General features: G+C 39.6%; 13 protein-coding genes. 7 read left to right on the top strand and 6 right to left on the bottom strand.

All coding sequences use genetic code 11. The features are described from left to right. Positions 1-91: 91 nt before the first annotated feature. On the bottom strand, positions 92-529 hold the full coding sequence (locus V7K27_RS04895) for an acyltransferase family protein (protein ID WP_334944867.1): 438 nt from the start codon (positions 527-529) through the stop codon (positions 92-94). Positions 530-566: 37 nt separating this feature from the next. Then, positions 567-1,016 (bottom strand): rhodanese-like domain-containing protein, encoded by a 450-nt coding sequence (locus V7K27_RS04890; protein WP_334944865.1) that lies wholly within the window; start codon positions 1,014-1,016, stop codon positions 567-569. Positions 1,017-1,988: 972 nt separating this feature from the next. Here V7K27_RS04890 and V7K27_RS04885 point away from each other — a divergent pair. Together V7K27_RS04885 and V7K27_RS04880 are read left to right on the top strand one after the other, a co-directional pair. Further along, positions 1,989-2,567 carry a hypothetical protein gene (locus V7K27_RS04885; RefSeq protein WP_334944863.1) on the top strand — a complete coding sequence of 193 codons (579 nt, stop codon included), beginning with the start codon at positions 1,989-1,991 and terminating at the stop codon, positions 2,565-2,567. Between the two features lie 284 nt (positions 2,568-2,851). Beyond that, on the top strand, positions 2,852-3,460 hold the full coding sequence (locus V7K27_RS04880; protein WP_334944861.1) for a hypothetical protein: 609 nt from the start codon (positions 2,852-2,854) through the stop codon (positions 3,458-3,460). Between the two features lie 106 nt (positions 3,461-3,566). Here the strand turns inward: V7K27_RS04880 and V7K27_RS04875 are convergent, their stop codons facing one another. After that, positions 3,567-3,854, bottom strand: a complete 288-nt coding sequence (locus V7K27_RS04875; protein ID WP_334944859.1) for a hypothetical protein — start codon at positions 3,852-3,854, stop codon at positions 3,567-3,569. A gap of 187 nt (positions 3,855-4,041) precedes the next feature. Between V7K27_RS04875 and V7K27_RS04870 the strand changes: the two genes are divergently transcribed. Together V7K27_RS04870 and V7K27_RS04865 are read left to right on the top strand one after the other, a co-directional pair. Then, positions 4,042-4,515 (top strand): hypothetical protein, encoded by a 474-nt coding sequence (locus V7K27_RS04870; RefSeq protein WP_334944857.1) that lies wholly within the window; start codon positions 4,042-4,044, stop codon positions 4,513-4,515. Positions 4,516-4,689: 174 nt separating this feature from the next. Beyond that, complete coding sequence (locus tag V7K27_RS04865) at positions 4,690-5,886, top strand: family 10 glycosylhydrolase (RefSeq protein ID WP_334944855.1); 1,197 nt, start codon at positions 4,690-4,692, stop codon at positions 5,884-5,886. A 237-nt stretch (positions 5,887-6,123) separates the two neighbouring features. Here the strand turns inward: V7K27_RS04865 and V7K27_RS04860 are convergent, their stop codons facing one another. Together V7K27_RS04860 and V7K27_RS04855 are read right to left on the bottom strand one after the other, a co-directional pair. Further along, positions 6,124-7,095 (bottom strand): N-acetylglucosamine kinase, encoded by a 972-nt coding sequence (locus V7K27_RS04860; protein WP_334944853.1) that lies wholly within the window; start codon positions 7,093-7,095, stop codon positions 6,124-6,126. Between the two features lie 21 nt (positions 7,096-7,116). Continuing rightward, positions 7,117-8,397, bottom strand: coding sequence for an MFS transporter (locus V7K27_RS04855; RefSeq protein ID WP_334944851.1), 1,281 nt, complete (start codon positions 8,395-8,397; stop codon positions 7,117-7,119). A 481-nt stretch (positions 8,398-8,878) separates the two neighbouring features. Here V7K27_RS04855 and V7K27_RS04850 point away from each other — a divergent pair, with 481 nt between their 5' ends. Then, complete coding sequence (locus V7K27_RS04850) at positions 8,879-9,070, top strand: hypothetical protein (RefSeq protein WP_334944849.1); 192 nt, start codon at positions 8,879-8,881, stop codon at positions 9,068-9,070. Positions 9,071-9,347: 277 nt separating this feature from the next. On the opposite strand, the gene V7K27_RS04845 is transcribed toward V7K27_RS04850, so the two are convergent. Beyond that, on the bottom strand, positions 9,348-10,355 hold the full coding sequence (locus V7K27_RS04845; RefSeq protein ID WP_334944847.1) for a hypothetical protein: 1,008 nt from the start codon (positions 10,353-10,355) through the stop codon (positions 9,348-9,350). Positions 10,356-10,533: 178 nt separating this feature from the next. On the opposite strand from V7K27_RS04845, the gene V7K27_RS04840 reads away from it, so the two are divergent. Then, positions 10,534-10,713, top strand: coding sequence for a hypothetical protein (locus tag V7K27_RS04840; RefSeq protein WP_334944845.1), 180 nt, complete (start codon positions 10,534-10,536; stop codon positions 10,711-10,713). 775 nt (positions 10,714-11,488) lie between these two features. Further along, positions 11,489-11,884 (top strand): reverse transcriptase N-terminal domain-containing protein, encoded by a 396-nt coding sequence (locus V7K27_RS04835; RefSeq protein ID WP_334944843.1) that lies wholly within the window; start codon positions 11,489-11,491, stop codon positions 11,882-11,884. Positions 11,885-11,943 lie beyond the last annotated feature (59 nt).

The following is an 11,943-nucleotide window of genomic DNA, read 5'->3' as shown; positions in this document are numbered from 1 at the left end:
GATTAAATCCTAATAAGAGACAATGTTATCAACAAGGACAGAGAGCTATGAGGCTTATCTTGTCTGCATCATAGCCATTTCTGTCGCCCCGTCAGGGACGAATCCCGTTAAAAAACTGTGGGTAAAACTGTAAATAGGAACCGATATCTGTGTGATGAGTAAGAAGTTTGTAATAGACTTGAGGAGGAACTAACACCAGCGTGCCAAATATGAAGTGGATCAATAGTCGTCTAAAACGCTCATTCACATATTCCATTGGTGTTCGCAACTGGAGAGAAAACCAAGAGGCAGCCCCGGAAATTAAAAAAAACAATGGCATATGCCACTGATGAACAAAAAAAATAAACCATCCAAGGACAGGGCTTGGTAAGTCATTTTTAATATAAAAATCGCCTAATTCGCCTTGGTAAAAAACTGCGGCAGCATGAAAATAAATTAGCAATAGCACCGCTAATACTCTTAACCAATCCAGGTCATAGTGTCTTTCTTGGTGATTATTTGTTATATCTAAATCAGATTTTAAATTCATTATTGGGAATGGGCGAAAAAGCGAATTGCGAATTGGTTTAATGCTCTAGAGCATGGTAACGAGCTTTTAGCAGTTTTCCCCAGATTGCATTGTAAGGATGTACAACCTGTGTAGGTTGATTGTGTCTAAAAATGAGCCTTCCTTCATTTGCCCACTGAAAAATTCCACCCCTCAAGTTATAAATGCACTTCATCCCAGTTTCATTAAGCTGCTGGGCTAATTTGGCGCTACGGTAGCCAACGGAACAGTACACGACAATTGGGTTGTCTTTTGGCACTGTAGAAAGTACTGCTAAGTCAGGTATAAGAGGATCTATCTGTGTTGCTGTTTCGATATGGCTCACCGCATATTCTGTCTGACTTCGTGCATCTAGCACTAATGGCCGCGGCTTTCCAGAATCTAATACCAATTGAGCGAATTCCTTGCTTGTAATTTCCTCAACATTAGGAAACTTCAATCTAATCAGAAGTTTAAGAAACTTAAACATAAGTGATTGCACTTGTAAAAGTACCCTTTCGTTTTTATAGATAGTTTTAAGTTTGATTGTATCACGAGTATGATTTAAAAGACTTTTCAAGCTCTATGAGCTATTAGTTATCGAAAATAAATTTAAATATGCCTTTGCGATGGCGTAATCGCCCGCCGGAGGCGTCAGCACCGAGCGGATACCATTTACAGGTATTTAAGGAACATCATCGCACCACAAATGTGGCATTATAAAGCCTTGAGTCTATCTTGTTACAGTTGATTAGAAATAATTCTTTATATGGGATTATTGGCTAGAGAATGTTACTATCTCAGCATTCTGTCTAGGATAATTAAGAGTGAGAAACACAAAGCTAGAAGAGAAAAGTTTGTTCACAGTAATAGATGATGCCGAAGCGATAAAAATAACTGGCAGTCTAAAGAGTGTTGAAATTAAAATTAAATGTCGATTTGATGCAAAGCCTATATTTGATGCAAAGCGGTTTCCAAAAAAAGGTGTACTCACCGATGTTATACCTCCGACGATAGCCTAAATACTCATTCATCTCACAAAACGCGCGTTCACACGTTGCGATAAATGACTACTGAAACTGCTACACCTTGTACCGGAGTTTGCGGTGCGAAGGCAACACGCAAGAGAAATGATTGACCTCGGGTGTATGGCGTATCAATAGTGCCCTTCTAGTGATCGCCCCCTTCACCACATAATAGAGCGTAGTTTACCGCACTGAACACCCTTGAGCAAAGCTCAGGGCAGGTGTTACCCTAAGCCTGCCGAAGGGCAAACTCTGTTACCACCGCAGGTCTTACCCTGAGCCTGCGCCGTACCCTTCCCTACGGGACGCCAGGGGCGAACGGGATCTTGCTACGCGTAGCGTCTCTAAGAGTTGGGCATCGCACATAAAATAGTATCCATCTCGCCGTGCATCCACCACACTCGTAAGCCGCATTTATTAACCGAGGCGAACGCTGCTTGGCAGATTTACAAGCGACACCGAATAGCCCGCCGCAGGCATCGCCTCATACACTGTATAAAATATTCGGGTGGCAGGTACTTTATTATACTTTGTATAATAAAGTCATTATTTTTGAATTTCCTCCAGCCAACTCTAGTAAGGGAAAAAGTTATATGAAACTAATTAAAAAAGTTTTAGCAATCTGTTTTCTATTATTTGGCATTCCCTTTTCTGCTGTGATGATTCTAGAAATTATGAATCCCAAAACTCCTGCTCAAGAAAAAGAAAATGATGTAGCGGCTTTAACTATTCTTACTATTCCATCAACCATTCTAGGAGGCTGGTTGAGTTGGTCTTTAGTGCAGCATAATCGAAAGGAAAAAGCATTACTTCTGGAATCAGAACAAAAGCGTCTTCAGTTAGTCTTCTTAGAATTAATTGAGCAAAAGACTGGCAGAATAACGGTATTACAACTGGCGAAAAATGCTGAAATATCAACCCAGTTAGCTAAACAATATTTAGATGAAAAAGCCAAGGAACTTAATGCTGATTTTGAAGTAAATGAAGAGGGAAATGTTTTGTATCATTTCTCTTGACACCCTTTTAGGGACTTAATTAGAAATAAAATTACTTATAAAAAGCTTCTTTGGTTGAATCCACCCTATTTAATCAAACGCAGTGAGGAGACGAAAGTTAGACTACCTCTGTTTTTGGCAAAGGTATTGTAAATGTACACCCTTTATTTACATCTAACCCAACACCAATATAAGCATTCTATCAACAAGTATCTATTCTCTTGTTTCACTCAACCTCATATTCATCTTAATTTGTCAATGGCTGTAATCAATAAATTCAAGTATGCTGAATTTATCAGTGAAGAGTGCAGATTCCACAGGAGATAGCTTTGTTCAATATCAACTTTTCTTTTTGTATCTGGTTAAAACAACGTTATACAGTCATTGGAGTTTTATTGCTTGCTATGTCTATTACAGCTTGCAATAACTCTGCTACATCACAACTAGCATCTGCCAATCGCCCAACGCTGGCAAATCTTTCGGACAGGTCTAATCCATCTTCTCCACCCGCCTCTGGCACACAAAATCCTCTAAAAAACCAGTCCCAAGAACAACAAGCGGTCCAACTCATTCATGATTATTACGATGCCATCGCACGTCTTGACTATAAACAAGCTTACTTGGCTTGGGATGGAGATGGTACTGCCAGTAAGCAATCATTTGAGGAATTTCAGCAGGGTTTTGCTAACATCGTATCCATTGTTGAAGAAGTCGGAAAACCGGGTTCTTTAGAAGGGGCAGCAGGTTCGCTATATATTGAAATTCCCGTTACTGTTACGGATGTTAGTAGCAATGGAACTCCACAGCGTTTTCGCGGTAGCTATAAGCTGCGACGAGTCAATAACGTTCCTGGCTCAACTCCAAAGCAACGTAGATGGCATATCTACTCGGCCAATATTTCTCTTGAGCAGTAATTCCCCTAGCGTGGCTGCTAAAGTCTGATTCATATTTAATCTAACTTTTCCTGATTGACCATAGCAGTATTTTAGGTGTTAAGCGATGGATGTCTATGGCGGCAAGCTACGCACCCCCAGCAATCCCAATTCTAGACCAATCCCCCAAATCCTCCCCGTGTAGAGATACCCTACGGATTACAGTACATACATTGGGCTGGATTCGCAAATTCCATACCATTAGGAAATAGTTTTTCTTGATTAAAGCAAAGCGTAGCCAATCGATTTTCTCTCTTACTGCCGAAAGTTCTGCTGATGTGGGGCGTTGGTAGGAAATCTGGCGCGAAGATTCGGTTTGGCCTGGATTTCTCACCACATCTCGATTAAGTCTGCGCTTGAGCAGAGGAGAGTTCAATGTGCCTTGTTCAATCCCCTCTGCCCAATATCCCCTCAAGCTTGTGAGAAATGCGGGTTGGGAGCTTTTATGTTAAAAAAGCTACTGTTGAGGGAAAACTTAAAACAAGACTCTGTGTTAAATAAACTAAGAGGATTCATATTACAAATTATCGAGGTTTTATTGTTAGTCAGCAACCTCAATCAAGATGAAAGTATTACCCGACGATAGCTTTACGATTTTGACACCTGATGCCCTGCCTATAGTTCTGGAACGGCTGAATGCACAAGTTGAACCGACAAAAGCATTTAGATTCTCTAAGAAACACCTCCCTTATCAAGGAACCATTTCGGAATCAGGGTTTCAAATCAGTCGCATAATTCACTACCGGAACTCATTTTTACCAGTGATTCGAGGACGCTTTGAAGTAGAATCTCACCAAACCTTGATTCATGTACAAATGAGGATACATCCTTTTGTGATGACATTTTTAGGATTCTGGTTTTTACTCTGGGATGGTGCAGTCATTCCTATAGCGTTGACAGGGGCTATGCCTAATTATATGGTTGCACTATTTGTAGGAATGCCTATATTGATGCTGATTATATTTGGTGTAGCTTTTTGGTCAGAAGCAAATCGCAGCCGTCGTGAATTGGCTCAAATTCTTGAGGGGCAAGTATAGTTAACCTATTTCAAGATGAAGTCACACAAGACTAACTGCACTCCCTGGCTGTCTAATCAGTATATTTAAGCTTATCGATTAACGATTTTGCTAGGATTCAAGCTTTCAAATCTATTCTTATATACCGATAAGACAGTCAGGGGTATATTATCAAAAACTAAATTGGAGTTTTAGATGCCGAGTCAAAAGAAAGAGCCAAGCGGATGTGGATGCTCAAATATTCCGATCTCTATAATCCTAATTATCTTAGGAGGTGCTTATTGGTGGTTTAGTCAGAGAGGATATTTAGAAATAAGCAAGTTTTTAGATAATAGTAAGAAGATAAATATACATATTTTTAACCACGCTATAACTAGCTCTCCAACTATTACTCCAACTGCTTCTATAGCTCCGTTAGTTTCTGTAAAAATTACTCCAACATCATCTTCTAACAACAATAAAATTTTCCCAAAAGTAATCCGAAAAGAAAAAATCCAATTACCTCAAACGCCTTGGGAAAAGAAAGTAATTAGAGGAATTTATTTAACTCGCTATCAAGTTACCAATAATGCTGACGAACAAACGATTCGTGGAAGAGTTCGTTACTATCGCTCTCAAGGAATTAATACAATTATTCACGGAGTTTGGGGCAATGGTTGTACGATGTATAATAGTGAAGTTATGCAGCAAAGCTTTGGGTATAAAAGTTGTCCAAACCAGTTTCAAGACCAATGGTTAAATTGGTTAATAGATGAAGCACATAAGCAAGGGATGCAAGTTCATGCTTACTTCGAGAAGGGAATTAAAATAGATAAGAATAGCCCGATTTTTGATTTAGCGATTAATCGGAAATGGATTGTTCCAGGAGTGGATAAAACCTACTCTGGAATTGATCATTATGTACTGGATGTGGAAATTCCTGAAGTTGCTAATCTTTTTAAAAATATATTAGTAGAGTTTGTCAAGAAATATCCAAATATCGATGCAGTTCAATGGGATGATTATTTAGGTTATTATGCTGAATTACCTGGGAAATTTGACCGGACTGAAAATTTAACCCGATTTGTGCAACAGATGGTAACTTCTATGAAAAAAGCTAATAAATCGGTGAGTTTTGATATTTGCCATCATAACCCATATTGGGCTAAAAAATATTTTGCGGCTGACTGGGAAAAATGGGGTGTAGATCGTGTATTTATTCAAGCTTATAATGATAGTAATTTTGTTGAAGAATTAAATTACGCTCAAAAATATGCTGGAGTTGCAATTACAGATCGGCAGCTTGGGCGTTTAAAAGAATTAGTTGATAACCCAAAAATTAAAAGTATCTTAGTTTTTCCGTTTTCGGGAAACCCAGAAAAAACAGCTTCTAGCTTGAAAAACTCGCTTTGAACTGGGATAGATTTTCTATTGGGGGACAATAACTGGACTTTAACCTTGATTTTTCCACACTTTTTAGGCGATCGCTATTTATCAAAGGATGATTGATAAAAGCCTGAAAGGACGTATTTTCGTTGATGCACAAGAGAATAAATTTGTACAGTGCGTAAGTCCTACATTAATAAACCCACAGGCGATCGCTCTTTTAAGCTGAAGGGTCTATGAGAATTTGACGAAGTGAATGCTTAACTAGCAATTACCAGATAAAGCCTTTAATGCCAACAATCCCGCCCCATAAGCTGGTTCATAGCGGGGATAAATCACATTTACGAAAGGATAATCATGAACAATAGAATTAATAAATCTTTCCCGTAACTTACATTTTGCCTGCCAGATGGTTCCTGTGGTGACAACTTCCACAACCTGCTTAGAATCAAAAATGTGATCAATAACTGTAGAAGTAGCTATTACCAATTCTGCAATCGCTTGCTCAATAATACTATTAGCAATTTGATCTCCTGCCGTTGCCGCTTGATCAACAATTGGGGCTAAAGCTGCTATTTCTTTCACACCCCATCCTTTTCGATATATCACTTCTATTAAGTTTTCCATGCTTTCTAGTCCCAGATGCTGTTGTAAATTTTCTACAAGACTTGTTGATTTTCCACGTCCATCATAGGCTTTTAGTGCAGCTTGCATCCCAGCCACAGCTATTTTATAGGCGCTACCTTCATCCCCTAAAATATAACCCCAACCACCGACTCGTTTACTTTTTCCTTGATGATTTCGTCCAAACACGATAGAACCAGTTCCAGCAGCTACCACAATACCCACAGCATCGCCAATTCCTGCCATTAAAGCAATTAAAGCATCATCACAAATAACAAGATGATCTGGTTGTATTTTCCAGGTAATAGATCGGATATCTTGGCTATTGTGTAATTGATTAACTATAGCTTTTATGACTTCCATATCCTCTGGACGACTAACACCTGCTAACCCCAGACAAATCGCTATTACATTAATTGTATTTGTGTACTTGAAGGCTGTTATTGCTGATTGATGAATTGCAGATTTAATTTGTTTTTTGGCGGCGGCTATACCAATACTTTGATAATTAGATGCCCCGGCTTCACCTCTTCCTAAAATATTACCTGCATCATCCATGAGGATACAAATAGTCTTGCTACCACCACCATCAATACCCAAAATACAATTCATATAATATCCGTGTTAGATTTATCAGATAACTCCCTTATTTTCTGGTTCTAAAGGAATAAAAAAGATAGTTAACATACCGGGAATAGTTAGCAAACACACCAACACAAAGAATAATGGATATCCTAGTGATTGTTGAATTGCACCACTAATTGCTCCTGGTATCATCAAACCCAAAGCCATTAATCCTGTAGATATGGCAAAATGAGAAGTTTTATATTCCCCTTGAGAAATATACATTAAGTAGACTGTAAAGGCTGTAAACCCTACACCATAACCAAATTGTTCTAGGGAAACTAGAGGATAAATAAATTTTATTGGTGGTTTAGCATAAGCTATATAGACATAAAAAATATCAGGTAGGTTTAATGCTAAAGCCATAGGTAATAGACATTTTTTCAAGCCAAATTTAGCAATTAATAAACCTCCTAAAATTCCCCCACAAATGAGAGAGATAACGCCAAAAGTACCGTAGACTAAACCGAATTCTTGGGTAGATAAACCTAAGCCCCCAAGTTCGGGTTTATCTAATAAAAATAAAGAGGCTATTTTGACTAACATTGCTTCACCAAATCTATAAAGCAAAATAAATGCTAATATTATTAATATTTTCGGTTGACCAACATAAGAGCGAATAATCCGCAAAAAAGGAATATTATTTATCTTTGTTCTTGTAGTTGATTCCGAATTGTTATAATTTGACTCTGGTGTTGGTAAAATGACTAGATGAAAAACAAATAACAATGCAAAGATGACAGCAGCTATTCCGATGACAATACTCCAGCTGAAAGGAATATTCTGAGTTGATTCTTCTAAATAACCTGCTAAAAATACTAAAAATCCTGTACTAAATAAAATTGCTAATCTATAAAACAGTGAGCGAATCCCAACAAAAAAGGCTTGTTGTTCTGGGTGTAAAGCCAACATATAAAAGCCATCTGTGGCAATATCATAAGTAGCTGAAATAAATGCCGCAATGGTTAATATTACTAGGGATATAAAGAAGAAGTTGGAAAGATGCAAGGATAAAGCTAAAAAACTCAAACAGAAAAACATGATAATTTGCGTCGTCAGTAACCATTTTCTTTTTGTTGAGTAAATATCCACAAATGGCGACCAAAACATTTTCAAAATCCAGGGAAAACTGATTAGACTTGTCCAAAAAGCAATTTGAGTATTATCTACTCCTAGCTTTTTGTAGAAAATGACAGATACCGCATTAATAATCATGTAGGGTATCCCTTCAGCGAAATAAAGGGTGGGTATGTAAAGCCAAGGGGAAAGGGATCTAGTTTTATTTGTCATAGCTTTGATTTTCAAAATAAATAGTTCCCCTAGTATGCAGAGGGTTTAGGTGGGAATTATATTACTTTTTTGGTCTTTTCAGTAATTTTGAATGTTAAGTTTAATCGCGTCTCAGTGATTGGAGTGTTAAAACAATTCGCAATTCGCAATAGAGCCTCCGGCACGCTACGCGAACGCAATTCGCAATTACGTTTTGTGACGGGGATTTAAACCCCGACACAAAACGTGCTGCCTGTCTTGCTGGGGAATTAAACCCCTAAACTTTGTTAAAATGAAGAGGTCTATTGCATCTGGATCACAGTGTTTTAAGATAAAGTCGAATAACGTCGTTTGTTGTCGGAAATCGTCGTTTATTGCCATTGCTCACAACTTTCTCAAACTTTTGAGCTAATGTGATTGTTAAAGCTGCTAATAATTTAGATTAGCGTTCTCAATGCGTAAAATGAGTAAAAGCTGTTAAAGCTTATTAAGGAGGTTAGTGATGACAAAAGAATACATGGATTCTTTAGAGGCAATTGTTGATCAATTAACATTAGCCGCAGTTCTAGAAATGTTAGAACGAATCAGTCATAAAAAAGCAGAAAATCTTAGAACTCATTGGAAAGATGAGACTTCTGCAAAGCTTTGGGATAAAGCTGCTAGACAGATAGAACAGATAAATATTGATATCTAATTAGCAATCAAAATTTTGTTTTTGTTGCTCTCGCCTTACTCTTCCTAAAATTTTGAATTAACTCATTTATTTTCGGTCATTTTGGGTGAGCGCTTCGCATTATCGGTTCGCTCTACAGAGTATCATCCATTCAGCCAAAAAGTGACCAATAATTCAGATTTCTATTTCAGACAAGCCGCTATCGTTCAGTTCACAGAGGTTAGAGTTGCGATCGCCCCATCACTCCCCATCTTTTACCTCTAATTGATAAATCCGCATCGATGGGTGTGAATCTGGACTAAGAACCGGAAATTCTACGAATCCCACCGATGGAGCGATTGAACTTCCGCTTTAGTAGCCAACCTAGACCGAAGCCGAAAATTGCAATATTAGTAGACGGCTCTGGAACTGAGGTACTTGTACGCGCTTGGAGTAGCACGTTGTCGATGTTGATATCGAGGTCACTGAAAACACTCCTGACTGCAATTTCGTTAAAAGAGCTAATGATCCCAGAACCAGAATCAGATGCTTCTACAGAGAAACCATCAACTGATGCAGTTAGTCGAACTAATTGCGGAGTTAAGCGTTCGAGAACGAGGTTTGCAGTATGAGGTGCTGTGTCGTTAATAGTAGGTACAGAGGTAGTTGATGCTAACTGAACATTTCCATCACCACCAGTAATGCTATCCCCAGAGCCGAAGTTTTCTTTATTAACTCCCAGTGATCTGGTACCAGCTAGACCAAACGACACCAAATAACCACCGTCATCTTCGACGGGAGTGCCACTGCCAACAAGTGAAGCTAAAATATCAGTCGTGACAGGTGTATCGCCAGAGTTGTATAAACCAAACCGCAAACCACTACCACGAATTTGCGTCAACTCAGCAGAGGTGCCAGAAAGACTAGGCTTCGTGGTGAAGCGAAAATCAAAGCTGAAATCAAGGGCATCGCCTATATTATTCCCCAAACTAACGCCAGCAAAGGTTCCAAGCGCAAAGTGAGGAGGAAGAAAAGAAGAGTTAAAGGTAAGAAAAGAGGGAGTGTCAAGGTTCAAAGCGTTTCCAATTCCAAGAATTGGATCATCAACTACGCCTAATTGAATTTGAGGAGGAGTTGAAACTGTTTGATAAAAATTTGATGAAATTTCAAACCAGGAAATATCTAACGGATCAGTACCATTAGTACGGCCACCGTCGGTAAAAGTATCGTTAACGAAAACTTGAGCTTTGGCCTTTTCACTAAAACTAGTTATTACACTAAGGAGTAAGGCAGACGAAAGAACTACTTTAAGGTATGTGTTCAACATAGGACTGCTCTTATATGCTGTTACTAAGCATTACAGTTAAAGAATAGCTTTATACAGTCAAAAGTATATGTTAATTGGTACGTTGAGAATTACGAAAAATATTGATTGATAGAATGCTTACCTAGTAAAGTTTTCAGCCAAGCGCGTAACTCTCTGTACTCTTTTACTCTTTGTACGATTGCTCATTTACCCCCACACAGTTTCGAGAATTGGGTATTGGCTCATCATAGCTAAATTAAGCGATCGCTCTCGTTGTGCCAAAAATGATATCAATGATATCAATGCCCCACCCACAAGAAGCGATCGCCACCGGAAAGGGCGGTTACGCCATCTCGCCGTGCATCTGCCACACCCGTAAGCCGCATTTATTAACCGAGCTGATGGCGTAACCGCCCGCCGCAGGTGTTACCCTGAGCCCTTCGACAAGCTCAGGGTAACACCTGCGCCGTACCCTTCCCTACGGGACGCCAGGGGCGAACGGGATCTTGCTACGCGTAGCGTCTCCAAGAGTTGGTTTAAGAATGGAATGAGACTGGTAAACGCAACTATTACCAGGGTGTGCGATTCGTTGGCTATAAACTAGTTCCCATAAGGGTTCTGGGGGATTAGCCCCTAGGCTCAAGCCTAGAGAACTGATTAACAATGTAGGTGTGAAACCTACCCCTCAAGTGCTGAGGTGCAAGCTCTTTCCCTACGGTAGCGACTAGTCCTCAATCCGTAAAGCGGGAATGAAAGGCGCTCTGACTGGAAGCCTAAATCCGGTTACACGTCCAGCAAGATATCTATGAGTACGAAAGAAAGACACGTTTGAATCATCGTTAAATAGATGCAGCGCAATCAGGCTGATACGCTGCGCCAAAAGGCAAAAGGATAATGGGATTGGCGGTTATCCTGCCGACCAATAAGCACCCCCAATAAACCCGGTGAAAAGTGTCGCTCTAAAGATATCAGTATTGTTAATCGGAACGAAGTAACCCGTCAAAACGCTCTCAGGTGGTCGAATACCTGAGTAGGTGCTAACCGGATGCCTTGACGGGCGAGATTGAGTAAGAAGCGAATGCTTGGCTGTAATGGTAAAGATAGGCTGACGTACTCACGATGATTTGGATGGAAAACCTCAAGTAGTAAGTAAAATGTCTAAAACGCTGAACAATCAGACGGTGGAATGGAACAGAATAAACTGGCATAAGCTAGAAGTAGCTGTTTATAAGCTTCAAAAGAGAATTTTCCGAGCCTCTCTACGTGGTGATACTTCTTCAGTACGCAGACTCCAAAAAACCTTGATGAGGTCTTGGTCTGGAAAAGCCTTATCTGTCCGCAAAGTAACCCAGGATAACCAGGGTAAGAAAACCGCAGGTGTAGACGGCATCAAGTCGCTTACCCCCAAGGCTCGGCAAAATTTGGTACTGAGCTTGAACATTAACAAGAAAGTTAGTGCAACGCGCCGTGTGTGGATTCCCAAGTCTGACGGCTCCAAGCGCCCTCTAGGTATTCCGACGGTGTATTCATATTGCACTTCGATTCAATGAAGTTTAGGGATATTCTCTTCTCTATGGTTATTCTCCACTAAATGCGCCGCGATTGGGTA

Origin of the sequence: Nostoc sp. (assembly GCF_036919575.1) — a bacterium.
Lineage (GTDB): Bacteria > Cyanobacteriota > Cyanobacteriia > Cyanobacteriales > Nostocaceae > Nostoc.
This window is presented reverse-complemented; position numbering and strand designations above follow the sequence as displayed.

Coding starts and splice junctions, on each gene's coding strand:
- V7K27_RS04890 (WP_334944865.1), bottom strand. CDS start 1,016: ATGTTTAAGTTTCTTAAACTTCTGATTAGATTGAAGTTTCCTAATGTT.
- V7K27_RS04895 (WP_334944867.1), bottom strand. CDS start 529: ATGAATTTAAAATCTGATTTAGATATAACAAATAATCACCAAGAAAGA.
- V7K27_RS04870 (WP_334944857.1), top strand. CDS start 4,042: ATGAAAGTATTACCCGACGATAGCTTTACGATTTTGACACCTGATGCC.
- V7K27_RS04845 (WP_334944847.1), bottom strand. CDS start 10,355: ATGTTGAACACATACCTTAAAGTAGTTCTTTCGTCTGCCTTACTCCTT.
- V7K27_RS04860 (WP_334944853.1), bottom strand. CDS start 7,095: ATGAATTGTATTTTGGGTATTGATGGTGGTGGTAGCAAGACTATTTGT.
- V7K27_RS04855 (WP_334944851.1), bottom strand. CDS start 8,397: ATGACAAATAAAACTAGATCCCTTTCCCCTTGGCTTTACATACCCACC.
- V7K27_RS04835 (WP_334944843.1), top strand. CDS start 11,489: ATGTCTAAAACGCTGAACAATCAGACGGTGGAATGGAACAGAATAAAC.
- V7K27_RS04850 (WP_334944849.1), top strand. CDS start 8,879: ATGACAAAAGAATACATGGATTCTTTAGAGGCAATTGTTGATCAATTA.
- V7K27_RS04865 (WP_334944855.1), top strand. CDS start 4,690: ATGCCGAGTCAAAAGAAAGAGCCAAGCGGATGTGGATGCTCAAATATT.